The 24460-nt window shown below is 39.6% G+C and carries 35 protein-coding genes, 1 tRNA gene and 5 pseudogenes; 20 read left to right on the top strand and 21 right to left on the bottom strand.

All coding sequences use genetic code 11. From position 1 onward, the window contains the following. Positions 1–50: 50 nt before the first annotated feature. The 6 genes and pseudogenes from KUH03_RS49675 to KUH03_RS35275 all read right to left on the bottom strand — a co-directional run bounded on the left by KUH03_RS49675 (position 51) and on the right by KUH03_RS35275 (position 2973). Positions 51–440 (bottom strand): annotated as a pseudogene (locus KUH03_RS49675) (VOC family protein). Next, positions 437–640: a hypothetical protein gene (locus KUH03_RS35250; RefSeq protein WP_257097618.1), complete on the bottom strand. Its 204-nt coding sequence runs from the start codon at positions 638–640 to the stop codon at positions 437–439. The pseudogene KUH03_RS49675 and the gene KUH03_RS35250 overlap by 4 nt, the downstream one beginning before the upstream one ends. Continuing rightward, positions 544–1428, bottom strand: coding sequence for an oxidoreductase (locus tag KUH03_RS35255; RefSeq protein ID WP_257089182.1), 885 nt, complete (start codon positions 1426–1428; stop codon positions 544–546). Before KUH03_RS35255 ends, KUH03_RS35250 begins: the two co-directional genes overlap by 97 nt. A 185-nt stretch (positions 1429–1613) precedes the next feature. After that, a pseudogene (locus KUH03_RS49680) lies at positions 1614–2329 on the bottom strand (3-ketoacyl-ACP reductase). Between the two features lie 57 nt (positions 2330–2386). After that, positions 2387–2530 (bottom strand): hypothetical protein, encoded by a 144-nt coding sequence (locus tag KUH03_RS35270; protein WP_257089185.1) that lies wholly within the window; start codon positions 2528–2530, stop codon positions 2387–2389. A 20-nt stretch (positions 2531–2550) separates the two neighbouring features. Next, positions 2551–2973 carry an NUDIX domain-containing protein gene (locus KUH03_RS35275; protein WP_257089186.1) on the bottom strand — a complete coding sequence of 141 codons (423 nt, stop codon included), beginning with the start codon at positions 2971–2973 and terminating at the stop codon, positions 2551–2553. A 22-nt stretch (positions 2974–2995) separates the two neighbouring features. On the opposite strand from KUH03_RS35275, the gene pyrE reads away from it, so the two are divergent. Both pyrE and KUH03_RS35285 read left to right on the top strand, forming a co-directional pair. Continuing rightward, positions 2996–3646: an orotate phosphoribosyltransferase gene (pyrE, locus tag KUH03_RS35280; protein ID WP_120258415.1), complete on the top strand. Its 651-nt coding sequence runs from the start codon at positions 2996–2998 to the stop codon at positions 3644–3646. A gap of 19 nt (positions 3647–3665) precedes the next feature. Then, entirely contained in the window at positions 3666–4064 is a 399-nt protein-coding gene (locus KUH03_RS35285; protein ID WP_257089187.1) for an SRPBCC family protein, read from the top strand. A gap of 76 nt (positions 4065–4140) precedes the next feature. Here KUH03_RS35285 and KUH03_RS47190 read toward each other — a convergent pair whose 3' ends face one another. Further along, complete coding sequence (locus KUH03_RS47190) at positions 4141–4281, bottom strand: Fe-Mn family superoxide dismutase (protein ID WP_306429262.1); 141 nt, start codon at positions 4279–4281, stop codon at positions 4141–4143. Between the two features lie 35 nt (positions 4282–4316). Then, positions 4317–4844: a superoxide dismutase gene (locus KUH03_RS35290; RefSeq protein ID WP_306429263.1), complete on the bottom strand. Its 528-nt coding sequence runs from the start codon at positions 4842–4844 to the stop codon at positions 4317–4319. 177 nt (positions 4845–5021) lie between these two features. On the opposite strand from KUH03_RS35290, the gene KUH03_RS35295 reads away from it, so the two are divergent. The 4 genes and pseudogenes from KUH03_RS35295 (at position 5022) to KUH03_RS49685 (ending at position 8100) form a co-directional block, all read left to right on the top strand. Further along, on the top strand, positions 5022–6068 hold the full coding sequence (locus KUH03_RS35295) for a ferredoxin--NADP reductase (RefSeq protein WP_257089189.1): 1047 nt from the start codon (positions 5022–5024) through the stop codon (positions 6066–6068). 172 nt (positions 6069–6240) lie between these two features. Then, complete coding sequence (locus KUH03_RS35300) at positions 6241–6594, top strand: hypothetical protein (RefSeq protein ID WP_257089191.1); 354 nt, start codon at positions 6241–6243, stop codon at positions 6592–6594. Between the two features lie 146 nt (positions 6595–6740). Then, a pseudogene (locus tag KUH03_RS35310) lies at positions 6741–7440 on the top strand (CoA transferase subunit A). Positions 7441–7443: 3 nt separating this feature from the next. Then, positions 7444–8100: pseudogene (locus tag KUH03_RS49685) on the top strand (3-oxoacid CoA-transferase subunit B). A gap of 208 nt (positions 8101–8308) precedes the next feature. On the opposite strand, the gene KUH03_RS35320 reads toward KUH03_RS49685, so the two are convergent. Further along, positions 8309–9838 (bottom strand): acyl-CoA carboxylase subunit beta, encoded by a 1530-nt coding sequence (locus tag KUH03_RS35320; RefSeq protein ID WP_373564546.1) that lies wholly within the window; start codon positions 9836–9838, stop codon positions 8309–8311. A 260-nt stretch (positions 9839–10098) separates the two neighbouring features. On the opposite strand from KUH03_RS35320, the gene KUH03_RS35325 reads away from it, so the two are divergent. The 4 genes from KUH03_RS35325 (at position 10099) to KUH03_RS35340 (ending at position 12714) form a co-directional block, all read left to right on the top strand. After that, the gene (locus tag KUH03_RS35325; protein ID WP_257089197.1) at positions 10099–11217 is read left to right on the top strand and encodes an acyl-CoA dehydrogenase family protein; all 1119 of its coding nucleotides are present in this window, start codon (positions 10099–10101) and stop codon (positions 11215–11217) included. A 6-nt stretch (positions 11218–11223) separates the two neighbouring features. Then, positions 11224–11592, top strand: coding sequence for a hypothetical protein (locus KUH03_RS35330; RefSeq protein ID WP_257089199.1), 369 nt, complete (start codon positions 11224–11226; stop codon positions 11590–11592). Between the two features lie 5 nt (positions 11593–11597). Further along, on the top strand, positions 11598–12014 hold the full coding sequence (locus tag KUH03_RS35335; protein WP_257089202.1) for a hypothetical protein: 417 nt from the start codon (positions 11598–11600) through the stop codon (positions 12012–12014). Positions 12015–12111: 97 nt separating this feature from the next. Continuing rightward, positions 12112–12714 (top strand): enoyl-CoA hydratase/isomerase family protein, encoded by a 603-nt coding sequence (locus KUH03_RS35340; RefSeq protein ID WP_257089204.1) that lies wholly within the window; start codon positions 12112–12114, stop codon positions 12712–12714. A gap of 58 nt (positions 12715–12772) precedes the next feature. Here KUH03_RS35340 and KUH03_RS35345 read toward each other — a convergent pair whose 3' ends face one another. Then, positions 12773–13150, bottom strand: a complete 378-nt coding sequence (locus tag KUH03_RS35345) for a hypothetical protein (RefSeq protein WP_257089206.1) — start codon at positions 13148–13150, stop codon at positions 12773–12775. Positions 13151–14064: 914 nt separating this feature from the next. On the opposite strand from KUH03_RS35345, the gene KUH03_RS35350 reads away from it, so the two are divergent. The 5 genes from KUH03_RS35350 (at position 14065) to KUH03_RS35370 (ending at position 16934) form a co-directional block, all read left to right on the top strand. Then, on the top strand, positions 14065–14916 hold the full coding sequence (locus KUH03_RS35350) for an ATP-binding cassette domain-containing protein (RefSeq protein ID WP_257089208.1): 852 nt from the start codon (positions 14065–14067) through the stop codon (positions 14914–14916). Next, positions 14900–15448, top strand: a complete 549-nt coding sequence (locus KUH03_RS35355; RefSeq protein WP_257089211.1) for a hypothetical protein — start codon at positions 14900–14902, stop codon at positions 15446–15448. The genes KUH03_RS35350 and KUH03_RS35355 overlap by 17 nt, the downstream gene beginning before the upstream one ends. A gap of 262 nt (positions 15449–15710) precedes the next feature. Continuing rightward, positions 15711–16106: a GntR family transcriptional regulator gene (locus KUH03_RS35360; protein WP_257089214.1), complete on the top strand. Its 396-nt coding sequence runs from the start codon at positions 15711–15713 to the stop codon at positions 16104–16106. Beyond that, positions 16090–16332 carry a hypothetical protein gene (locus tag KUH03_RS35365; protein WP_257089216.1) on the top strand — a complete coding sequence of 81 codons (243 nt, stop codon included), beginning with the start codon at positions 16090–16092 and terminating at the stop codon, positions 16330–16332. Before KUH03_RS35360 ends, KUH03_RS35365 begins: the two co-directional genes overlap by 17 nt. After that, positions 16329–16934: a hypothetical protein gene (locus tag KUH03_RS35370; RefSeq protein ID WP_257089218.1), complete on the top strand. Its 606-nt coding sequence runs from the start codon at positions 16329–16331 to the stop codon at positions 16932–16934. The genes KUH03_RS35365 and KUH03_RS35370 overlap by 4 nt, the downstream gene beginning before the upstream one ends. 164 nt (positions 16935–17098) lie before the next feature. On the opposite strand, the gene KUH03_RS47210 is transcribed toward KUH03_RS35370, so the two are convergent. From KUH03_RS47210 to KUH03_RS35415, 11 genes are all read right to left on the bottom strand, one after another. Further along, positions 17099–17341 carry a family 16 glycoside hydrolase gene (locus KUH03_RS47210; protein WP_306429853.1) on the bottom strand — a complete coding sequence of 81 codons (243 nt, stop codon included), beginning with the start codon at positions 17339–17341 and terminating at the stop codon, positions 17099–17101. Beyond that, positions 17278–17613, bottom strand: a complete 336-nt coding sequence (locus tag KUH03_RS35375) for a DUF1080 domain-containing protein (protein ID WP_257089219.1) — start codon at positions 17611–17613, stop codon at positions 17278–17280. Before KUH03_RS35375 ends, KUH03_RS47210 begins: the two co-directional genes overlap by 64 nt. Positions 17614–17802: 189 nt before the next feature. Then, a complete protein-coding gene (locus KUH03_RS35380) occupies positions 17803–18525 on the bottom strand; it encodes a Gfo/Idh/MocA family oxidoreductase (protein WP_257089221.1) in 723 nt (240 codons plus the stop codon). 65 nt (positions 18526–18590) lie between these two features. Then, the gene (locus KUH03_RS35385; protein WP_257089223.1) at positions 18591–19010 is read right to left on the bottom strand and encodes a Gfo/Idh/MocA family protein; all 420 of its coding nucleotides are present in this window, start codon (positions 19008–19010) and stop codon (positions 18591–18593) included. A gap of 239 nt (positions 19011–19249) precedes the next feature. Further along, on the bottom strand, positions 19250–19456 hold the full coding sequence (locus tag KUH03_RS49690) for a substrate-binding domain-containing protein (protein WP_373564881.1): 207 nt from the start codon (positions 19454–19456) through the stop codon (positions 19250–19252). Next, a complete protein-coding gene (locus KUH03_RS35390) occupies positions 19446–19991 on the bottom strand; it encodes a substrate-binding domain-containing protein (RefSeq protein WP_306429854.1) in 546 nt (181 codons plus the stop codon). The genes KUH03_RS49690 and KUH03_RS35390 overlap by 11 nt, the downstream gene beginning before the upstream one ends. Positions 19992–20130: 139 nt before the next feature. Further along, positions 20131–20241, bottom strand: coding sequence for a winged helix-turn-helix transcriptional regulator (locus tag KUH03_RS35395; RefSeq protein ID WP_257089225.1), 111 nt, complete (start codon positions 20239–20241; stop codon positions 20131–20133). Positions 20242–21066: 825 nt separating this feature from the next. Further along, a tRNA-Lys gene (locus KUH03_RS35400) sits at positions 21067–21139 on the bottom strand. 92 nt (positions 21140–21231) lie between these two features. After that, positions 21232–21594, bottom strand: coding sequence for a hypothetical protein (locus KUH03_RS35405; protein ID WP_257089227.1), 363 nt, complete (start codon positions 21592–21594; stop codon positions 21232–21234). A gap of 36 nt (positions 21595–21630) precedes the next feature. Further along, positions 21631–21852 (bottom strand): methyltransferase domain-containing protein, encoded by a 222-nt coding sequence (locus KUH03_RS35410; RefSeq protein ID WP_257089229.1) that lies wholly within the window; start codon positions 21850–21852, stop codon positions 21631–21633. 32 nt (positions 21853–21884) lie between these two features. Then, entirely contained in the window at positions 21885–22112 is a 228-nt protein-coding gene (locus KUH03_RS35415) for a hypothetical protein (protein WP_257089231.1), read from the bottom strand. Positions 22113–22145: 33 nt separating this feature from the next. On the opposite strand from KUH03_RS35415, the gene KUH03_RS35420 reads away from it, so the two are divergent. The 5 genes and pseudogenes from KUH03_RS35420 to KUH03_RS35440 all read left to right on the top strand — a co-directional run bounded on the left by KUH03_RS35420 (position 22146) and on the right by KUH03_RS35440 (position 24417). Further along, positions 22146–22517, top strand: a complete 372-nt coding sequence (locus tag KUH03_RS35420; protein WP_257089233.1) for a bifunctional diaminohydroxyphosphoribosylaminopyrimidine deaminase/5-amino-6-(5-phosphoribosylamino)uracil reductase RibD — start codon at positions 22146–22148, stop codon at positions 22515–22517. Beyond that, the gene (locus KUH03_RS35425; RefSeq protein ID WP_257089235.1) at positions 22472–22990 is read left to right on the top strand and encodes a bifunctional diaminohydroxyphosphoribosylaminopyrimidine deaminase/5-amino-6-(5-phosphoribosylamino)uracil reductase; all 519 of its coding nucleotides are present in this window, start codon (positions 22472–22474) and stop codon (positions 22988–22990) included. The genes KUH03_RS35420 and KUH03_RS35425 overlap by 46 nt, the downstream gene beginning before the upstream one ends. Next, positions 22990–23187: a hypothetical protein gene (locus KUH03_RS35430; RefSeq protein WP_257089237.1), complete on the top strand. Its 198-nt coding sequence runs from the start codon at positions 22990–22992 to the stop codon at positions 23185–23187. Before KUH03_RS35425 ends, KUH03_RS35430 begins: the two co-directional genes overlap by 1 nt. 92 nt (positions 23188–23279) lie before the next feature. After that, a pseudogene (locus KUH03_RS35435) lies at positions 23280–24055 on the top strand (DUF2851 family protein). Between the two features lie 2 nt (positions 24056–24057). Continuing rightward, positions 24058–24417, top strand: a complete 360-nt coding sequence (locus KUH03_RS35440) for a DUF2851 family protein (protein WP_257089240.1) — start codon at positions 24058–24060, stop codon at positions 24415–24417. Positions 24418–24460: the final 43 nt, after the last annotated feature.

A 24460-nucleotide genomic window follows, 5' to 3' on the forward strand; every position in this document is an offset into this window, starting at 1 on the left:
TTACGACCTAATATAAAAGCGTTGATGAAAATCAACGCTTTTATTTGTTTCTAACGCTCATATAACTCTATCGGAAGTTGATCTGGATCGGCAAAAAAAGTGAACCTTTTTGTGTTAGTTCGTCGATCCTTATCCCTTCATGTACGATACCTGCCTGTTCTAATTTATGTATTTCCGCATCCAGATTATCGACTTCAAAAGCTAAATGTCTTAAACCAGCAGCTTCAGGAAAACTTGGTCTATTAGGGGAGATGGAAAGGAAAATAGTTCAATGATGTAGGTTTCGTTGAGTTTTAAATCCAATTTGTATGAATCCCGTTCTAGCCGATAGTGTTCCTGCCAGATTTCAAGGCCGAGGACCTCGGTATAGAATTTTTTGACCGCTGATAATCGCTACATATGATCGCAATATGGTGTATTTTGTTTAAGCTTAATTTCATTTTGCTCTTTCGTATTGTTTTGGCCAGGGGATATCGACGGATAATTCTTTTGCAAAGTGTAAAGGGAGATGTGGATCATCTAAAAAACTCCGAGCGATCATAATTAAATCTGCCTGATCTTTCTCGATAATATCGGCGGCCTGAGTCGCTGTTTTAATAATGCCGACAGTAGCAGTTTTGCTTCCGGTTTTCTCTTTGATCGCGAGGGCGAATGGAAGTTGATAGGCAGGGCCAATATCAATTTTTGATGGGAAACTGCTCCACCGCTCGATACATCAATGATATCAACTCCCTGCTCGGTCAGGAGCTGTGATAGCGCTATGGATTGATCCAGATCCCAACCATCCGGGGCCCAATCTGTCGCAGAAATACGTACCCATAAACTTTGCGCCGATATTTCCTGTTTTACCCGTTTGATGATCTCCAGCAGGAAGCGGATTCTATTTTCAAATGGACCGCCGAACTGGTCTGTTCGTAAGTTGCACAAAGGGGAGAGAAACTGATGGATGAGGTAACCATGTGCTGCGTGGAGTTCGATGATTTCGTAACCAGCTTGAATAGCTCTTTTGGTAGCTTGTCCAAACTGTTCGATGATTTCTTCGATCTCATTTGTTTTAAGCTCTTTGGGGACGTAATCTGTCGAATGGAAAGCCTGTGCCGATGGAGCGACAGTCTGCCATCCTAGGGCTTCTGAAGGGGCAAATTGACCACGACCAAGCCAAGGTTTGTTGCTACTGGCTTTGCGGCCTGCATGCGCGAGCTGAATACCGGGGATAGCATCATTTGCTTTGATAAAAGCTGTTATCTCTTTTAGTTTGTCAATATGTTGGTCATCCCATATCCCAAGGTCTCCATAGCTGATTCTACCTTCGGGTGCCACGGCTGTTGCTTCCTGTATGATTGCTGCTGCGCCTCCAATGGCAAATTGACCAAGGTGGACAAGATGCCAGTTGTTTGCAAAGCCATCTTCAGCAGAATATTGGCACATAGGGAAACGACTAAGCGATTTTTCAGGTTTAAGGAACCGATGTTTATCGATGAAAATAGTTTACTCATAATTTGTTGTTTATATTAGACGGATGTAGTGAGCTCCTGTCTGAGAATGGTGTTGATAGATCACAAATAATTCTATTGCGAGCCTTTAGTGTTGTTAAAGGCTCGCAATAGTGGTTTTTATGGATTTGTAGACCATAGAGAGGCAGATTTTAACATCGCTCTTCTAGGCAATTTTAAATTCGCGATAATTAGTTCCGCGAAATCTTCCGGTTGCAATACTTTTTCGGGGTCGCCGTCCGTCAGACCGAGATCTTTGGACATATCCGATGCAATGGTACTTGGCATTAGGGTACAGACCCGAATGTTATTTTTACGTACTTCACGCATCAATGAATCTGCCAATCCAATAACACCAAATTTTGAAGCGCTATATGCTGAGGTCGTAGCTGCACCATTCAATCCTGCTGTAGAAGAGACCATGACAATATCACCCTGATTTTTTCGATTAGTTGTGGCAGGACAGCTTTTGTAACAAAATAGGTTCCCAATAGATTAACATTGATAATCTCAGTCCATTCTTGCACGTCCATATCCATTACAGAGGAGAAGGAAGATATGCCGGCATTGTTGATAAGAATATCAAAGTAGCCAAAGGTTTCATTGAGATTATTAATTCCCTGTTGTACTGCCTCGTTATCTGATACATCAAATGCAGCATAAGTAACTTGTGTGCCTAACGTTTTGAGCTCATCGGCAGCCTGCTTCAATGCTGTTTCGTTTCTTCCTGTGATCGCAACGTGTACACCTTCTTTAGCCAATGCAACAGCAATGGCTTTCCCAAGCCCCTTTGCTCCACCTGTCACTAAGGCCCTTTTTCCTGTTATATTTTCCATAGTATAAAAGTAAGCATGATCTCATGGATTACTGTCAAATGAACCTCAAAAGACAGCCTATTTCACTTTTTTAATGATATTTTCTATAATCGGATAGGTATTGGCCCGCACTTCATCAAATTGATCTACAGGACGCCATTCTGCCTTTGTAATGTCTTCAGCTGTTTGTGGTATTAATTTCGGAACTTTATTAACGCCCATTTCATACCAATTGGTTGCCTTTAATACAAATTCTCCATTACGTAGATAGTATGTATGGTAGGATGTGATGATCTTTTACCTAAATAGTTGATTTTAATACCACATTCTTCTTCTACTTCACGTACAGCGGCTTCTTTCATCTTTTCATTGTCTTCCACTTTGCCTTTCGGAAGATCCCATTTGCCCAAGCGGTAGATAAAAAGGTAATCACCATCACCATTTTTAACCAGTCCACCAGCAGCTTTAATGATTTTTAACTTGCTTTTTAGGTTTTGAAATACGGTTTCGAAATCCCTGTTGACGTAGAGATATGTCTTCGGGACTTTATCAATTTCAGATTGTTTGAAAAGTTTTTGAAGTTCAATGTCTTGAATACTAATTGTTTGCGTGTTTTTAGTTTTCGAAGGAACAAAATCGGCTAAAATTAGCACGGTTTCGTTCATATAAATTTTATAAATTTGCGCCATGAATAATTTAAATGAGGTTGAACAAAAAGTTGCTGAATCCTTATTGCAAATTAAAGCAATAAAATTGCAACCTAAAAGTCCTTTTACTTGGGCGTCGGGTTGGAAGTCTCCAATTTACTGTGATAACCGTATCACTTTATCTCATCCAGCGATACGTACGTATATTCGTCAGAAGCTTTCTAAGCTTATTCAAGAAGAGTTTGGATCTGTAGATATGATTTCTGGAGTAGCTACGGCAGGTATTCCACAAGGCGTGTTGGTAGCACAGGATTTGGGCTTACCATTTTCTTATGTTAGAAGCTCAGCTAAAGATCATGGACGTCAAAACATGATCGAAGGTGAAGTCGTCAGTGGGCAACGTGTAGTTGTGGTTGAAGATCTAATTTCGACAGGAAAAAGCAGCTTGATCGCGGTCAAAGCATTGCGTGAAGCGGGTTGTAATGTTGTTGGATTGGTTTCCATATTTACGTACGGATTACAACAAGCGACTGATAATTTTGCTGATGCAAAATGTCCTTATTTCAGCTTGTGTAACTACGATGCACTGATTCAAGTCGCAGCTGAAAATGGCTATGTCTTGGATGAGGATGTTGAAATTTTGAAAAAATGGAGATTGAACCCTGAAGGATGGGGTGAAAATTTTCAATAAAGATGAATAATTTACCGTTATGACTACTATTCAGAACACAACAGAAATCAACAGAAATGTCAGCGAGGTATTTGCTTTTTTAACTGATCTCAATAATCATGAGCAGTTAATGCCTGAAAATATCTATAATTGGTCTTCAACGTCGGATGAAGCGCGATTTACCATTCAAAATATGGCAAAATTAGCGCTAAGAGTGGAGGAGCGTGTAGAAAACCAATTGATCAAACTCATTCCTTCTGAAAAAGCGCCTTTCGAGGTTACATTGCGTTGGGAACTGCAAGCAGTATCAGAAATTGTGACCAAAGCTACGTTTATAATTGATGCAGATCTGAATATGATGATGAAAATGATCGCATCAGGGCCACTTCAGAAACTGATTGACTTTCAGGTGAACAAACTTAAAACTGTATTGGGATAGTAGGTCTTATTACGGAATATAACATAAAAAAGCTCGATCTAAGATCGAGCTTTTTTTATGTTATTATGCAAGTCGCTCATTTACTTTTTTTCCAATTGACGACATTCCACCAATTTTTAATATAGTCTGCTCTCTTGTTTTGATAATGCAAGTAATAAGCATGTTCCCAAACGTCGAGTCCCAAAACTGGGATGCCTTTTACTTCAGCAACATCCATTAACGGATTATCCTGATTTGGGGTAGAAGTTATTTTCAGGTTCCCGAATCATCAAGAATCAACCAGGCCCAGCCTGAACCGAAGCGGCTTGTCGCTGCGGCGGCGAATTGCTCCTTAAATTTGTCTAATGAACCAAAGGATTTATTGATCATCGTTAACAATTTTTCTGATGGTTGACTAGCTTTGTCGGACAGGCTTTCCCAAAAGAAATTGTGATTCCATGCACCGCCAGCGTTATTTCTGGCTTTCGGGGAATATTTGGATATATTAGCTAAAAGCTGTTCCTCTGAAGTTTCTTTGATCGCCTCAGCAACAATAGCTTCGTTGACTGCATTGATATAGGCCATATGATGCTTTGTATAATGGATTTCCATCGTCAAGGCGTCAATATTGGGCTCCAATGCGGCATAACTGAAAGGTAACTTTACTTGGGAAAACTTTAAGGTAGCGGCATTTAATTCAGTTGCTTTCGCGGAAGCAATATCTTGTAATATTGATCCAGATACAGCAATACCCAATGTGGCTTTTGCTGCATTTTGAAGGAAGTTTCTGCGTGTTTGCATATAATCTTATTATAATAAGTTTCTATATAAATATAACGTGAAATTCTACAAATATTGTACAAGAATTGTCTGCCAATTGTAATACAACAAAATTGTTATAAAAGGTATCTGAAAAAGCCTATTTCCGTTCTGGTTTTTACATTTGTGTAAGCCAAAATTCGACAGTATATTTGAACTATGTACGCATTACGAATAGCAAAGATAATTCCCCAACCCAATAATAATATTACTTTTCAGTTGGAATCTCTTGCCGGCGACTATCCTAGATACAAAGCAGGGCAATTTATTACACTTTCATTTATGTTTGGTGATCGGGAGGTTCGTCGTTCCTATTCTTTTAATAGTTCGCCGGATTATGATGAGCCATTAAGTATTACGGTAAAACGTGTGGAAAATGGAGAGATCTCAAGATTGCTTCATCATACTATTGCTGAAGGGGATATCGTTCAAGCCATGGAACCACAGGGATTATTTACATATGAGCCTGATGCGTATAAAGTAAGAACCTTGTTTTTATTTGCAGCAGGTATTGGTATAACGCCCTTATATTCCATTCTTAAAACGGCGCTGCTTGTTGAAGATAAGTCTAAGGTGGTACTGGTGTATAGCAACAGTGCCTCTGATCAAACGCCATTCCGTGAGGAGCTGGAGGAATGGGCTATGAAATTCCCCGATCGTTTAACGATTGTCTGGATTTATTCCAATAGTAAATATCTGATGAAAGCCCGACTGAATCGGGATTATATTCTTTCCATTGTCAAGGATCATCTTGTTGGGGAAAAAGAGGAAGCACTATTTTATACCTGCGGACCGGTGATTTATATGGATTTATGTCGTTTTACACTTTTGGGTATGGGCTTCGATGCCAATCAGATTAAGAGAGAAACATTTTTATTGCCCGAAAATGAAGAGGATGATGACGATGAATCTGAAAAGGAAATTGATACGACATCCTATCGAATCAAATTACATTTTCAAGGCGAAAGCTATGATCTTGAGGTCCCGTATAATAAATCTATTCTGGATGTAGGACTGGAGCATAAAATCAAGCTACCCTATTCTTGTAAATCTGGCATGTGCAGTACATGTATCTCACAATGTTCCAAGGGGAAAGTCCGAATGGATTATAACGAAGTGTTAACCGATCGGGAAATGGAAAATGGGCGTATCTTGTTGTGCACGGGGCATCCTACTGTTGAAGGAACAGAAATTGAGGTACTTTAAAAAACAGGTTGTATTTATCTCGTTTGTTTGATTAATTGCGGGTATTCCCGAATAATATTTTAATATATTATTTATTATTATCTATTTGTTCTGCTATGTGCTGCAATTAAAATTGCATTTAAAAGCAAATTTAGCTAAGTTTGGGTATAACCGTTTTTTATATCCAACTATTATGGGAAAATTACTCTGGGGCCCGATAGGAGAACAAAAATCTCAATCTGAGATCAATAAATTCAAACAGTATATCGAACAACGATATCAATTATCCTTCGCGTCTTATCATGATCTACGGACATGGTCAACGTCAACTATCACTGATTTTTGGCAGGATGTCGCAACTTACTTTACTATAAAATTTCATTTTGGTTTTAGCAGTGTATTCGCTTATCCAGTGGACAGCAACAGCTTGTTTGGATCGACCTGGTTTAGGGAGGCGACATTAAATTATGCTGAACATATATTTCGCTGTGACACGGGTACAGATACCAACGTATTTGCACATTCCAATGGGTTCCTTCAGCGTTAATTTCACAACCATTAGTTACATACATACGAAGGTAGAAATGGTGAGCAAAAAGGATGCGGCCAATGTTAATCAGTTGATTTAGGAAAACCTATTAATGATAAAATCAAACATCAGTTTGAAATACTTTTAATCCAATAACGCTAATAATGATAGATAAAACAGTAAAAAATGTACAAGAAGCCTGCAATGGCATCGAAGACGGAATGACCATAATGTTAGGTGGCTTCGGGCTTTGCGGCATTCCCGAAAATTCTATTGCCGAGCTGGTAAAAAAGAAGTGAAAGATTTAACCTGTATTTCTAATAATGCGGGTGTTGATGATTTTGGTTTAGGCTTACTTTTACAAAAAAGCAAATCAAAAAAATGATTTCATCTTACGTTGGCGAAAATGCCGAATTCGAAAGGCAGCTTCTAAGCGGCGAATTGGAAGTAGAACTAATCCCGCAAGGCACTTTGGCGACACGTTGTATGGCTGCAGGATACGGAATGCCAGCCATTTATACACCGGCAGGCGTTGGGACCGAAGTAGGTGAGGGCAAAGAAGTGAGAAACTTTAAAGGCAAAGATTATCTTTTGGAATATGCTTTCGATGCCGATTTTGCTATTGTTAAAGCATGGAAAGGCGACAAAGCAGGCAATCTTATCTATCGTTCTACCGCTAGAAACTTTAATCCTGTAATGGCTATGGCTGGTAAAATAACCATTGCCGAAGTTGAAGAACTGGTAGAGGTTGGTGAGCTAAATCCAGATGAAATTCATACTCCAGGAATTTATGTTCACAGAATTTTCCAGGGAGAACATTACGAAAAGAGAATCGAGCAAAGAACCGTAAGACCTAAAAACTAAATTATGGCATTATCTAAAGAACAAATTGCAAAACGTATTGCAAAAGAAATTAAAAATAATAGTTATGTTAACCTAGGTATCGGAATTCCAACTTTGGTGGCCAATTACATTCCAGAAGGGGTTAATGTGGTTTTGCAATCCGAGAACGGGCTTCTGGGGATGGGACCTTTTCCTATCGAAGGCAGCGAAGATCCAGATTTGATTAATGCGGGTAAGCAAACCATTACCACATTGCCGGGGTCTGCAACTTTCGATTCAGCGCTAAGTTTTGGGATGATTAGAGCCCAAAAGTAGATTTAACCATTTTAGGTGCCATGGAAGTTTCCGAAAGTGGCGATATTGCTAATTGGAAAATCCCTGGAAAAATGGTAAAGGAATGGGCGGCGCCATGGACCTTGTCGCCTCGGCCAAAAATATTATCGTTGCCATGCAACAAGTTAATAAAAGTGGTGAAAGTAAACTCCTCGCAGAATGCACACTTCCATTAACAGGTGTAAAGTGCATAAAAAAATTGTCACTGAATTAGGCGTTTACGAAATTCTACCAGAGGGAGGTTTCCAGCTTTTAGAAAGAGCTCCAGGTGTAAGTGTTGAGGAAATAAGAACTGCAACCGCTGGAAAATTAATTGCCGATGAAAATATACCCGAAATGGTTTTTTAAGTAAGAAAAGTTACAAATAAATGGATTTGTAGCGTAGCAACCAAAGTGGGGCTGACTGAATTTGAAATCATCAGTAAAATATGGCCAAGGTATAAACAATAAAAGGTTCGTGGAACCCTTTAAATAAAGCGCCCCTGTATCATGCGATACAGGAGCGCTTTTTATTACTGAGGCAGTTATTGTCGTGTGGACGTTTTTCGTATTATATTTATACCTGAATTACCCCAACATTGTATCGTTCGACAATGGGCTTTTCATTAGCGGCTTCAATTCCCATGCTGATGACTTTTCTGGTTTCATCAGGGGCAATAATTCCATCTACCCAAAGTCGGGCAGCGGCATAATAGGGACTTAGCTGCTCATTATATCGGTCTTCAATGGATTTCAATAGTATATTCTTTTCTTCTTCATTGATTTCCTTTCCTTTGGCTTTTAGTGCTGATTCCTGGATCTGAAATAGCGTTTTACCAGCTGCGGCGCCGCTCATGACGGCCATCTGGGCGCTTGGCCAAGCATAGATCAACCGAGGATCATAGGCCTTACCGCACATCGCATAATTTCCCGCTCCGTAGCTATTTCCTACGATGAATGTAAATTTGGGTACGACGGAATTTGCCATTGCATTGACCATTTTGGCGCCATCTTTAATAATTCCACCTTGTTCGGATCGGCTGCCGACCATAAATCCAGTGACATCCTGAAAGAAGACAAGCGGAATGTTTTGTTGGTTGCAGTTCATGATAAAGCGTGCAGCTTTGTCTGCAGAGTCACTATAGATAACGCCACCCATTTGCATTTCCATTGCATTACCAGGTTTCTTTGCTTTAATGATTTCCCGTTGATTGGCGACGATACCCACAGCCCATCCATCTACACGTGCAAGCGCGCATACAATGGTTTTGCCGTAATCGGGTTTATACTCCTCCAGTGTTTCTGCGTCAACAATCGCTTCGAGGATGTCTTGCATGCGGTAAGGTTTGGTTCGATCTTCCGGAAGGATTTCTGCAATTTTTTCGGGGTCTGTTTTTGGAGGCAGGCTTTCTTTGCGATTGAAATTTGCTTTTGCATTCCCACCGATTTTGTCAATTACGTTTTTAATTGCTGTGAGGCAACTTTGGTCGTCGGGGAATTTGTTGTCTGTGACACCTGATATTTCAGAATGTGTGGAAGCGCCACCGAGTGTTTCGGCATCCACAGTTTCCCCAATAGCTGATTTAACCAAATAAGGGCCAGCTAGGAATACAGATCCTGTACCTTCGACAATGAAAGCATAGTCCGACATGATGGGTAAGTAGGCTCCGCCTGCGACACAGCTGCCCATAATCGCGGCAATCTGCGGAATGCCCATGGAGGACATGCGGGCATTATTACGGAATATCCGTCCAAAGTGTTCTTTGTCGGGGAAGATTTCATCTTGCATCGGTAAAAAAACACCGGCGGAATCCACCAGATATATTATTGGAAGATTGTTTTCCATCGCGATCTCCTGTGCACGAAGATTTTTCTTTGCCGAGATCGGAAACCAGGCTCCAGCTTTTACTGTGGCATCATTGGAAACGATAACACAAAGTTTGGATTTAACATAACCCAATACCGCTGCACAACCGGCATTGGTACAGCCTCCATGTTCTGTATACATGCCCTCTCCAGCAAACATACCTATTTCGAGGTACTCCCGGTCTGGATCCAGTAAGTATGCTATTCTTTCCCATGCCGACAGCTTACCTTTCTCTTTCAATTTTTTGATTTTATCGATGCCACCACCGAGTTTTAAATTTTCTCTTTTTGGCGAAGTAATGCGAGCAGCTCCTTCATAGTTTATAATTCTGGTTTAAAAAGCGATATGATTAAGAATTTCTTATTTTTAGATAAATTTAAAATAAAATTTTAAAATATTTGCAATTTTATTCCTAAATATTTTGATATATTTGAATTGTATTACCGATTGTAAATTTAATATTCATGCTTATGTTTATTGAAAATAAACAACAAATGGATATGATCAGACAGAGTGCACGAGATTTTGCACAGTATCATATCAAACCTTATGTGATGGAATGGGATGAAGCCCAAATATTTCCAATAGAAGTTTTTAAAAAATTAGGTGAACACGGTTTCATGGGCGTTATCGTTCCCGAGGAATACGGAGGTTCGGGCCTAGGTTATCAGGAGTATATCACCGTACTGGATGAAATCTCCAAAGTTTGTGGATCGATCGGACTTTCGGTGGCGGCACATAACTCATTATGTACCAATCATATTTTGAGTTTTGCTAATGAAGAACAGAAGAAACGCTATCTTCCGAAATTAGCTACTGCGGAATGGATTGGTGCTTGGGGCCTCACAGAGACTGGTTCAGGCTCGGATGCCGGTGGTATGACCACCTTTGCCGAAAGGGATGGAGATTATTATGTGCTGAATGGTTCGAAGAATTTTATTACACATGCCATTAGTTCGAGTGTCGCTGTTGTGATCGCCCGGACGGGGCAAAAGGGTGATAAAAAGGAATGTCCGCCTTTATTGTCGAAAAGGATACGCCAGGGTTTACTGCAGGAAAAAAAAGAAAATAAATTAGGCATGCGTGCTTCGGAGACTGCATGCTTATTTTTTGATAACTGTAGGATTCATCGTGACCAGCTCATCGGTGAGGAAGGTCAAGGATTTGTGCAGGCTCTAAAGCTTTTGGATGGCGGAAGAATCTCCATTGCAGCCCTTTCTTTGGGTATTGCACGTGGTGCTTATGAATGTGCGTTAAAATATGCACATGAAAGAGAGCAGTTTGGGAAGAAGATTTATGATTTTCAGGCGGTTTCGTTTGCCTTGGCAGATATGGCTACCCAAGTAGAGGCGAGTGAGCTATTGACCCGTCAGGCGGGGTATCTCAAAGATCATGGGGAACGCGTATCCAAAATTGGCGCAATGGCCAAACTGTATGCTTCTGAGGCGGCAGTAAGTGTTTCAAATGAATCTGTACAGATTTTTGGTGGATATGGTTTTACAAAAGATTATCCTGCTGAAAAGTTCTTTCGTGATGCCAAACTATGTACAATAGGCGAGGGAACATCCAGTATTCAGAAGATGGTGATTGCGCGCGAAATTGAAAAAGATATTTTATAGTATAATATGAAAGATCAGGTTGTATTGGTCGATTGTCCACGAGATGCCATTCAGGGGCTGCATAATTTTATTGCAACAGACAAAAAGGTCAAACATATCAATGCGTTGATAGAAAGTGGCTTATTTGATGTGATTGATTTTGGTTCGTTTGTTTCTCCAAAGGCGGTTCCGCAATTGGCTGACACAAAAGAAGTCCTAAATGGCGTTTTGAAGAATGATCGGGTAAAGCTATTGGCAATTGTCGCCAATCTGAGAGGTGTTCAAGAGGCTGTTCAAGAGGAAAAAATAGATTTTATAGGTTATCCGTTTTCTATATCAGAAACCTTTCAGTTGCGCAATACGAATAGGGGCTGGATGATTCTTATCAGCAATTGAAGGAAATGAAAACCTTGGCTGATACCTATGGTAAGGCATTGGTCGTGTATATTAGCATGGCTTTTGGTAATCCATATGGTGATCCATGGTCAGTAGATCTGGTTGAAGAATGGATCGATCGATTGATGCAGCTTGGTATAGCCGAATTTTCTTTGGCGGATACTACTTCAGAGGCGAGTGTTGGGCAGATTGCCGACCTCTTTGGTCTTGTCCGGACGCGATATCCGCAGCTCGCTGTAGGGGCGCATTTTCATGCCAGGCGGGAAGATAGTCTTGCAAAGGTTCAGGCTGCCTACGATGCAGGCTGCCGTAAGTTTGAAGGGGCATTATTGGGTTATGGTGGATGTCCATTTGCCAAAGATGATTTGGTTGGAAATATTCCGTCAGAAATTTTGCTGGATCTTTTTGATAGGGGAGTTTGATGGAGAAGATGGCCCTGGAGGAGAGCTTTAGGCAGATGATCTTGTAGATAGAATAAATGGAAAACTGAATTTCATAAAGGTACAACGCGAACAGCATGTGTTTATATTGACGCTGGCGCGATCGGAGAAAAGGAATGCTTTTAGTCCGACCATGGTGAGTGAGATTGCCTATGCTTTGGCAGTGGCTAATGCGGATCCAGAGATTCGTTTGATACAGGTTGAAGCTGAAGGGCCCGTATTTTGTGCCGGGATGGATCTGAAAGCTTTTGAAGATCCGTTGGTTGATGAGGCTAATCCTCGGATTCCCAAGGTCGAGAAATCGCTGGCCGAACTGTTTGCTAATTTAGATAAACCGTCGATATGTGTTGTTCGGGGCGATGTGATTGCGGGAGGGTTTTTAATTGCCCTATCCTGCACTTATTTGTTTGCCCTGCCGCAGGTGCGATTTTCGTTACCGGAAGTGAAGATCGGCCTTTTTCCTTTTCAGGTATTGGCGTTGCTCCTGGAGTATATGCCCGAACGGAAGGCAATGGATCTTTGTATTCAAGGTCGGTCTTTCTCGGCAGAAGAGGCACTGGAAAAGGAGTTGCTTTATGCGATTTTGGAACCAGAGGAGGCCGAATTAGATGCATTGAAAAGAGCTATTGTAGAGAATGCACCCTTGGCTATCGCAAGGGTTTTGGGGCGCTTCGCAAATTGAAAGAAAATTCGTTGGTGGATAAATATGCGTTTCTTTTGGATGAGCTTGCTAAACTTCGTCAGACAGCCGACTTCAAAGAAGGGATGGCGGCAATGCGTGATAAACGAAAGGGAGAGTGGAAGAATCGCTGATCAAAAGAACGGAAACTTGGTCTACTGGTCAAAGGAGAAAATTCCCAGGGAATAGAACTTAATACGATCAATAAAGCAAGACCAAACCAAATGAGTAAAATTTTAAAACGTCGATCATCTGTATCGGCGTTTTTGCTTTTTAGACTTCCAATGAGCAAAATGATTGCTGCGAGAATCATCATGCTGCTATGCTCCATTCCGAAAAAACGGATCTGTCGTAAGTGTACAGCTGTTTTAAAATGTGTCAGAAAATATTGTGTGATCGGACTTAATATATAGAGTATGATACCCATTAATGCTTGCATATAAAAAGCAATAATGACCGCCTTTTTAAGAAATTATCGGTAGGGGTGAAGGGGAGTCTATTCTTTTGTTGATAGGCAAAACGTAATAAACTAACTATAAGAATGATCAAAACAATCCATCGCCAGGTGGAGTGTAAAGCTAAAATAAAGGCGTAAATAGAAGTCATAGCGATACAAAGATGAACATAAAATACATTAAAAACACTTCAGTCAGCTGATTATTGTGACAACTGCGAAGCAGATTCGGGTTAAAAATGATTACTGAGTTCTATCGTCGAATGAGAAGATGATAAAAATGAGGCTTGAATTTAATGTTATTTTTTTGTTTATGTAGTGTTTGTAGTGTTTTGATTATTAATTATTTAAAATCTACATATGTCCGGTATTAACTTAAGGTTAATTGGTTTCTGAGTGCTGCAAACGCGGTTTTTGGCTAGATTGTATAGGGAAATTAGCTCAAAAAGTATGGTGGCGGATTCCAATTTTAATTTACTTTGGTGATTGGGGTGCGTAATGTGTGGTTTTTTATGTTTTTAAGCGATTTGAGAGTTTTTTGCTAGTTGCTTTACCTCTCGCTTCGTTGGATTAAAAAGTGCTCTCAAGGTGCTAATTTTAAGTTTTTTGTGTTGCGGCGGTTTTAGATAGGTGCGAAAATAGTGCGTTCTGATCTTATTTTTTCATTATGAATTTCATAATTCATTTATTTAATGATCTTTTTATCAGTGTATATATGATTTTTATATAAACTTATTGTTTTCTGTTTTTACTGATTCTTAGTTATTATATAAGGTGCAGATCTCATGAGCCTATAGCCTTTAAAATAGGGGCTACAGATTTATTTTTTTTTTTAAATATTTTTGGAAACATCGAGAATTAGTATCTATATTAGTGTATTAATTAAATAATACAGTAGTATGATTACTATCCAAAATCTAAATTTTAGTTATAGTAAGTCCAGGCCACTCTTTCTTCAAATGGACCTCACTTTGAAGCAGGGGCATATCTATGGATTACTTGGAAAGAACGGCGCGGGTAAGTCTACCTTGCTCAAAAATATTGCCGGCTTAGTGTATCCAGTATCGGGGGTGGTTGAAGTCTTGGGACACAACCCAACTCGAAGGGAGCCCTCTTTGTTGCGGGAGATCAGTTTTATTCCGGAGGAGTTTTATTTGCCTGCGGTAAAATCAGAACAATTTTTAAAAGCCAATGCTGGGTTTTATCCCAATTTTGACCGGGAACATTTTTATCGCTTGATCAAAGAATTTGAAATTCCGGTAGAACAAAAATTGGCGGAGATGAGCTATGGTCAGAAAAAGAAATACATTATTTCCTTCGGTTTGGCTTCCAATACGAAAATTATCATTATGGATGAACCAACGAATGGGCTAGATATTCCTTCTAAGGCGCAGTTTCGTAAAATTATGGCTTCGGCCATCACAGACGACCGTTGTGTAATTATCTCAACCCATCAGGTACGTGATCTGGATAATCTGATTGATGCGGTCATTTTACTTGATGAGCATAAGGTAGCGCTGAATGCACCTGTTAACCTGATTACTGATAAGCTCTGTTTTAAAAAGATGAAGGAACTATCTTTTGATGTGCTGCATGCGGAGGAGGCGCTTGGAGGTTTCAATGTGATTCTTCCAAATACACTGGTGGAAGATTCCAAACTGGATCTGGAGTTGTTGTTCAATGCGGTGTTACAGCAAAAGGAAAAAATTACAAATCTCATTAAAGTCGATGAATATGTCAGACCTGTTTAATACTACACGTTTTTTTGCACTGATCCGTAGGCAATGGGTCGGTTTTGGACGAATATATCTGATGTCAATAGGTGTAATCGCAGGCGTAATCTTTTGTTTTTATGCTTTCAATGTGGGGACTAATTATGATCATCTTCAGCATGATTTTGCCAATGTTTATTCGATATTGAATTTTAGATCACCTTTATTCTGTGTATTGGGATTGTTTTTTGTGACTGTGATCTCGAGCAGTTATTTTGCTGATCTTGGACGTAAGACAAAAGCTATTTTTGAATTGATGATACCTGCTTCGCAGTTGGAGAAATTTCTGGTCGCTATTTTCTATACAGTGATCATTGGGATCAGCTCATATCTACTGATCTATTATCTGATCGATCTAGCCTTCATTTCCTATTTGCGAGGTTTTGGTCCTTCCATTAGAACGGAGGTGAATGAACTTGGTGAACAGGTTACGGTGGAGTTCTGGCAATATTTTTTACCGTGGATTATCCGAGCGGCGCGTATTATGCCTGTTTTTTACCTGTCCTATTAAATGCCATATTTTTACTGGGGGATTGTTTTTAAGAGCTATCAATATATTAAGACCGCGATCTCACTGTTGCTTTATTGCGTGGTCTGGATGTCTTTTTTGTGTATCTCATGAAAACACAAACGGAAAATACAGTGGGGCGCATGGATGATAATTATTGGTCAGATTCAAATCACATCTTTGGGCTAATTACAGTGACAGGAATAGCGCTCACATTGATATTCTGGGGATTGCCTTTTAAGGTTAAAAGAGAAGGAGATTTAATATGGAATTTAATGCCAACAAAGCGATTTATCTACAGATTGCGGAATATGTATGTGATCATATTTTAATGGAAACCTGGAAAACGAACGACAAGTTGCCCTCGGTGCGGGAGCTGGCAGTTCAATTGGAGGTGAATCCGAATACAGTTATGAGGACCTATGATATGCTGCAACAGAAGGAGATTATCGCGAATAAACGCGGAATCGGTTTTTTCTTGACCGGGGATTCTGTCCGGAATGTTAAATCTTACCGGAAGATTTTTTTTTGGAAGAGGATCTTCCATTGTTCTTTCGGAATATTTATTTATTGGAAATCGGTTTACCTGAATTGGAGCAACGTTACAGACAGTTTGTTGAACAGAATTTTAATCAAAATGAATCATGAAATTAAGTACTAAATTATTGATAGGGCTCGCAATATTCCTTTTTGTTGTTCCGACATTGGTGGCCTCTTATTTGGTTCGGATCAATAGGTTAGATGCAAACGTTTATCATAAAAATGTAGAAAAGGAGGTGTCAAACCCTGGTGCGGCAGATGTTTATTTTCGGTCATTTCCTGTAGGTAAATTTGATAAACTACAGATCCTTGGTTCAGATGCCAGGGGATCAATTTATATGTGGTGAAAAGTGATAAGTTTATGCTGAAGGTGAATAAGAGCCAGGCGGATTTTGTAAAGGTAAATGTAGATGCCGATGGTTTTCTTGTGCTGGATTTTTTGGAGGGTGGTGATAAGTATTATAAGTCAGTCTATATTTTTACACCGGATTTGAAATTCTTAAAATTAAAGAAAGCAGATGTGAACGAGTTTTCTGCAAAGCTTGATGAATTCACTATTGTTGGTGACAGTGTTGAGAATTTTTCTTTAAGTGGAGAAACGGCCATCAATACGCTTAATTTGGTTTTGACAAATTCGCATATAGATGATTTTGGGTCCCGTGACGACAAAAATACAGCACCCGTCAGTCATTTACGGGTTGATGTCACCAACACCAATCTAGGGTTGCCTCGAGTTGATTACAAGACTGCTGATATTCTTGTTAAGAATTCGCAGGTCTATTTTAATAGAAAAGGGGATAAGTCTAGGGTCGATGTTTTGGATATCAAAACCGAAGGTGTTTCTTCTGTCCGGCTGGATAGCTTGCAATGGAATACATTGAAAGGACGTTTGTCGAACGATACAAAAATTGATTTGCCAGTGCATGCATTGCGTAATCTGATCAAATAGTCTTCCGCACTGATTTTGTTTGTTAAGGTCTTTTGAAGGGTATTTATTTTGTAAAAGCTCAAAATTCCAATTGTTTGAATTTTGAGCTTTTTGGTATATCCTGATCTATGGGTTAATAAGCGCTGCGACCTGTTGATCAGTTGTGACGCCAGGTTCCAGTGCTATCAGTTTAAAATTGCGGAAATGAATCTCCGATCCTTCAGATTCGAGGCAGAGGTAACCTTTTTTACAGTTGAATTGCGTATTCCGTTGACAAATTTCCCGTTGACAGCTAATTTGATCGTGCCGTCAACACATATGATTGTGTATTTGTTCCATTCGCCTTTCCCCTTAGCTCTGTTTTCTATGGATTTGCTACGTGTACCACGGGGGTGTCCGGTATTGTGGTAACACCACCGACACCAAATAGTTCGCCATGCACGTAGGCAATTGGTGCTTGTTTGCCATCAATATGATTCTGATTTACCCAGTCCAATTCGAGCATTTGTACTTCTACGCCACCAGGTAGCCTGCCGGATGGATCAGGTTTGGCATCTGACCAAACGAAGATTCCTGAATTACCACCAGCGTATTGATGGTTCCATTCGACATGGATAATAAAGTTTTCGTACTGTTTTGAAGAGCGTACTACACCTATTGGTTTTCCCTTGCAAATGAGATTCCCTTTTCGATACGCCATGTTTCAGGGTCTGTATTGACATTAATCCAGTGAATTTTTTCTGCGTTCTTCTTGTTTACTACCCAATCGTCCCATTGGATTTCCTGGCCAAAATTAAATAAGGTATTGTTTTGGGCTAGGAGGTTACTATTATTAAGCAATAAAATGCTGAAAATAGAATAAATAAGTCTTTTCATAAGGTTTTGGAGGTTAGCTAAACTTTGTCTTTCCAGGTGTAGCAATAAGAGGTCCGTCTATGTTAAGTTCCCAATTATAAGACGATAACTCCGGCCCAAGACTTTCTTTCGAATTTATTACTTGATCAAAGGTTAGGTTTTGACCTGTATAGCCTGCCATGCGTGCCCAAATAGCCAGTAATGTGCTGTTGGTCATCCACTCGCCATCATTGATCGGTTTGTTACTTCTGATTGCCGCAAACAACTCATCATGTTGCGTTTGGTACATATTGTTTTTTGCTCCGGTGTAATTCCAGTCCATTTTTCCAGTTATTGTATGTTTTCCGCCGATGATGACTTCGGCCGCACCTTCTGATCCTAACATGCTTACTGAGTTTCTAGGGGTGGCTCCAGCTTGTTGTCGACAGAAGTGTGTTCCGATAGCTCCATTTGCATACTTAAATTCTATCGCAAAATGGTCGTAGATATTCCCATATTTTGAATCTACACGGACTTGTCTGCCGCCTGTACCCATCGCTGAAATAGGCATAACGTCACCCATGGCCCAAGACATCATATCTAAACTGTGTACTGCTTGTTCTACGATAAAATCACCTGAAAGCCAGTTGTAATAAAACCAGTTTCTCATTTGTTGGGTCATTTTATTCCATTCTGGACGTGGGTCGATATAGGTCGCTTCGCCACCATAGCGAAATGTACTAACTGATCTTACCTGGCCTATTGCTCCTTCTAACACTTTAGTAAATGTAGCTCGGTTTGGAAGATCATAACGGAAACAGAAGCCAGAAACAAGTGATAAGTTTAATTCTTTTGCTTTTTTACCGACTGTAATACACTCTGTAGCCCTGGTACGTCAACGGCCATAGGTTTTTCACAGAAGATATGTTTTTTTGCGTTAACAGCAGCTTTTAAATGCAGTGGCCTAAAAGCCGGCGGAGAGGTTAACAATACCACGTCTACATCACTATTGATTACTTTTTCGAAGGCATCGAAACCTAAGAACTTGTTGTTTTTGTCAATTTTTACCTGTTTTGGGCGAACTTCCATCAAAGCGGCATAGGATTGGTCCATGCGGTCCTGGAAAACGTCTGCCATAGCCGTAATTTGACAATTTGGATCGGCTTGTAGAGCTTGGATCGCTGCGCCCGTGCCTCTGCCGCCGCAGCCAATAAGTCCTACTTTAATGATTTGATCTTTTGATTGGTTGGTAAAGGAGAACAACGAAGAGGTTGGGAGGAGCTTCCGAGGGCAATGATGCTGGATTTTTTTAGGAATGATCTCCTTGAGTTGTTTCCTGGATGGTTATCGGAATTGAATGACATATTGTATTTAATGTTTATAAATGAATATAATGGTGTTAAGTTGTTAAATGATGTAACGTTTGTTTCATATTGGTCTAAAAAAGGATACTGCCTATTCACGAGATACGGAAGTTGATTTTCGATGTTCTATTTTACAGTCTAAAAAGTAAGTTTCAAATTCGAAATAATTTTTTTATTTCTATTTTTTAACATCTCTAATAACAGTTCTACAGATCGATCGGCCATAAGACGTGTTGGTTGGGTAATAGTTGTCAAGGACGGGTTTAAGCTATTCGCAAAAGGTGTGTTGCTGAAGCCGATTAAATTCATGTTTTCTGGAATCTTTACGGCTAACTTATTTAATATATGTAAGACCTTTAATGATAAAGTGTCCGTGGTCGATAGAAGTGCATCTGGGGCTGGGGGTGCTTAATAAGCTGCTTATTTTTCTTTCGAGCTCTTCATCAATATCATCTTTGGGACTTGAATAAGATATTTCCACAATATTTTGTTCGTTATAAGGAATCGAACAGTTGAATAGTGCATCTTTGTACCCCTTAATCCTGCTGGCATTCCCTCCGATATCTTTACAAAGTAGTAAAATGATATTTTTACGGCCATTTTTTATCATTTCTTCTGTAGCTTGATAGATTACCTTGTTGTTTTGTATGCCGATTTTAAAGGTGTCAAGTTGATGATTTATTCGGTCAAAAATAATGATTGGGCATATCTGCTCCATGATATACATCAACAGGGATAAACTGGAGTCATTTTTTACGGGTGAAATGATGATACCATCGATATTACTTTGTACGCAGAGTTCCAGTGCTTCTTTTTCCTTTTTTTCATCGTTGAACGTCTGGAGTAAGATTAACTGGTAATTTGTTTGGGATAATATCAGGAGATTTCTTCGTAGAAATCGAAGAAGAAAGAGCTTGAAATAAAAGGGACAATAATAGCCAGTGTATTTGAGCGTCCAGTTTTTAAGCTTTTGGCTGAAAAGTTTGGAATATAGTTAATCTTCTGCGTGTAAGCTAGAATCATTTTTTTGTTTCCGCACTGATTTCATGACTATCATTAAGCGCTTTGGAAATGGTCCCCGGTGAAAGGTTTAATTGCTTTCCAATCTCTTTTAAGGTAATTCTTTTCATGTTCTCTTTCCTCTCCATTTCTTATCATTATTCATCCGCTATTCGCTGTAGAATAGGGTATGCGTTATTTTTATGAATGCTGCTTCGCAGGTTTAATTGTATTCAGATGATGAATTATTAAATTATAAAGATAACATAAAAAGAGGTTTTCAAATGGGGTTTTCAAAAAGCGGCGGTAATTCAATGCAAAAAGGCTTATTTACCGAAGTTGACGGGGACGGGCTAGGGAAAAGGAGAGCGACGCGGGCATGAACATAGGATCTGGCATCTTTCAATTTTCATGAAAGTTGCCAGATCCCATGCATTATTTGGACCCGCCGAAAAGCTTGCTGATTAGCCAGATGACAAGCGCAACGACAACTACAACAATGAGTATACCTGTCCAAACACCGGCTTTAAAAATACTCTCTATCACAGAGCAGCTTGTCATTAATAAAAGCGTACTTGACATTAAGGAGAAAGGCACTATTTTTTTCATAATGGATCGTATTAATTATTTGTTTTCTATATAATAACGACAATTTAAACTGCAAATAGTTTTCAATATATCTCGCGAATAGCTGAGTCCCACAGTTTCTGTGTGCCTTGTAGGATATTCGACGGATCTAATTGGTCAGGCCCTTCTTTCGAATCCTTATATCCTTAAACAAGAAAAGCTAATCTTGCGATTAGCTTTTCTCTTAGTGATCCCGCTGGGATTGGCTCAGTCCCACAGTTCCCGAGTACATTCTTGAGCCTCCGTAGGATCGAACCCGGCCGACCCTTCTTTCGAATCCTTATGTTCTTAAACAAAAAAGCTAATCTTGCGATTAGCTTTTTTCTTAGTGATCCCGCTGGGATTCGAACCCAGGACCCATACATTAAAAGTGTATTGCTCTACCAGCTGAGCTACGGAATCCTTTCTGTTTTTGAAAGTGATGCAAAGGTATAATTTCTTTCTATATGCTCCAAATTATTGGTTTTAAAATTTGGTTTATCGGCGGTAACTGTCTAATAAATAAAAAGATTATTTTTGCTAGCCTCTCTTTTTTGCATGAAGTATCCTGTTTGCACCATTGATATCCTTGATAAGCTGAACATGATGAAAACCTTTTTCTCTATGAGCTCCTTTGTTTCCGGTCCCAGATATTGATTAATCTCAAAATAAAGATCGCCATGAGGTACCAAATGTTTTAATGCAAATGAGGAAATTACATCATAAAAGATCAATGGTGCACTTTCTTCAATGAATAAAGCGAGCTCAGGTTCGTAAGCTAATACGTTCTGTTGCATGTACTGTTTTTCATTTGGCGTGATATAGGGGGATTGGAAACGATAATGTCGTATTGTTGGTCTGAAAAGACGTAATCCCATTCTAAAATATCCGCATTGATGAAATGGATTGATTCCCTAGTCGTAGCGCATTTTTTTGGCGGTATTGATGGCTTCTTTGGAAATGTCTACTGTGGTTACATGTGCCTGATTTAAGTGTTTTGATAAAATAATAGGGATGCAACCCGAACCAGTTCCGATATCAATGACCTTTAATCCGGATGAACTAGCGTGTTTTTTTATGATCAAATCAACAAGTTCCTCTGTTTCTTGTCTCGGTATCAGAACAGATTCATTCACTTCAAAAAAATCCCCATAAAAATCGGCCTTATTTAAAATATATTGAATAGGCCTGTTTTTTTGAGATCCTGAACAATGTCCAAAAAGCGAATAGCCTCCGTTTCTGATACGAAATCACCTTTTTTCAATTGATATGCTATTCTTTTTATACCCAATAGTTCTTCCACAACAAGTAAAAATATAGACTTTATTTCGTCCTTGTCATAGATGGAATTTAATTCATGTTGAAACGTTAATTCGAAATCTTGAAGTATTCTCATGCGTCAAAGGTACGATTTTCATAGATTTGCATTATGAATATGCACAGGCAATATATGCAACGCTGCTTGGATCTCGCTCAGCTAGGAGCAGGATCTGTCAGCCCAAACCCCATGGTGGGTGCAGTTATCGTTCATGACGACCAAATTATAGGCGAGGGGTATACTTCTCCTTACGGAGGCCCTCATGCTGAAGTTAACGCCGTAAGTCAGGTGTTGGACAGGTATGGTGATACAGCAAAAGAATTATTGGCTGCAAGTACATTTTATGTGAGCCTTGAGCCCTGTGCACATTATGGTAAAACACCGCCTTGTGCGAATATGATCGCTGATCTTAAACCGCTGAAGGTTTTGTGGCTTGTTTGGATCCTTATGCAAAGGTCAATGGGAAAGGTATTGAAATATTAAAAGAGGCAGGTATTGAGGTTGAAATTGGTCTTTTAGAGAAAGAAGCGATCTGGCTCAACCGCCGTTTTTTTACACGAATTAGCCAACATCGCCCTTATGTTATTTTAAAATGGGCCCAATCTAAAGATGGCTTAATAGGTCAAGAGGATAAACAGGTTTGGATTAGTAACGCCGCTAGCCAACAATTGACTCATCGTTGGCGCGCAGAAGAGGATGCAATTTTAGTGGGAACAAATACTGCCCGGATTGACAATCCCAGTTTGACCGTTAGGCATTGGAAAGGTAAAAATCCAATCCGTGTGTTGATCGATCGAGATTTAGTCATTTCACCGGAGGCTAAGATTTTTGATGAAAAAGCTGATACTATTGTGTTTAATGCAAAAAAACTGACTGGCAAGGCCATATTAAACATATTGAGCTTGAAAACTATGGTCTATATTTACCACAAAGTATTCTTTATCAATTGTACCTGATGGATGTGCAATCTATTATCATTGAAGGCGGAGCGAAGACCTTACAAACATTTATTGATGCTGGTCTCTGGGATGAAGCGCGGGTATTTCAATCTGAGACAGAATTGCATACTGGTGTACCTGCTCCAAAATTGAATGGTAGGGTTCTTGAAAAGCAAATGATTTCCAATGATTTGCTTGTGGTTTATGTGAAATGATCCCAATAAATTGTATATTTAGGAAATTATAAACCTTTGATCTGCAGGATCTAATTTTTTAGAATACAATTATGGTGGTTACAGAAAACTTAATGCAGTTTATCTGGAAACTACGGCTATTCAATACAATAGGATTGTTATCTAGTGATGGAGAGCCGTTGACTGTGATAAACCTTGGTCAGCATAACCTGAACGCAGGGCCAGATTTTTAATGGCTCATATCAGACTTGGAGACAAGGAATGGTATGGAAATATTGAAATCCATATTCGTTCGTCGGACTGGGATCGACATCATCATCAGGATGATACTGCTTACAATAATGTCATACTTCATGTTGTTTGGGTAAATGATAAAGTCATACAGCGTAGGGATGGGAGTGTTATCCCGACGATCTTGCTTTCGGAATGTGTAGATCCGCATTTACTTGATAAGTATTCGATGATGATGAATACGACAAACTGGGTTCCTTGTCAGTCGCAACTGAGCTCAGTTGATTCGTTAAAGAAAACGATGTGGTTGGATGCCTTATCTTATGAGCGTTTGGAAATGAAAGTTCAGGTGATCTTTGGTTTGTTGGCTGACCATGGAAATGATTGGGAGAAGGTTTTCTGGATCTGGATGTGTAGGTGCATGGGCCTAAAGGTGAATGCAGAGACATTTCATGAGCTTGGAGAGAAACTTCCCTTGCCCTTATTGCATAAATATCGTTCTGATATATTGAAGATCGAAGCGATTTTTTTTTTTTGGAACGGGGGCTTTCTGCCTGGTGAAGGAGATGATAAATATGCTAATTTACTCTATAAAGAGTTTATCTATCACCAGCGCGTTCATGAAATTGCGATTGTAAATGGGGATGGAAAAAGTTGAGAATGAGACCTTATAATTTTCCCGAACTTCGAATCGCGCAGTTGGTTGCATTGTTTAGTCAGAAATCACTGAATCTTTCAACGATTTTAAGCTTGGAGAATGTGGCGGATGCACGATCATTGTTTTGTATAGACCCGTTAAATGAATACTGGAAGTGTCGTTTTTCATTAGGCGGAAAGACGTCCATTGAACATTCTGGGAAAATAGGAAAAGGTACCATTGATGTCCTCCTTGTTAATGTGGTAGTGCTCTTTCTTTTTGCTTATGGGAAGTATTATGGGATAGAGAAATATATCGACAGAGCTATCCACTTTATGGAGACGCTACCAGCCGAAAAAAAATACGATCATAAAACGGTTTGAAGAATTCGAATGGGTTGCAGAAAATGCTTCTCAAAGCCAGGCA

Origin of the sequence: Sphingobacterium sp. E70 (assembly GCF_019285695.1) — a bacterium.
Lineage (GTDB): Bacteria > Bacteroidota > Bacteroidia > Sphingobacteriales > Sphingobacteriaceae > Sphingobacterium > Sphingobacterium detergens.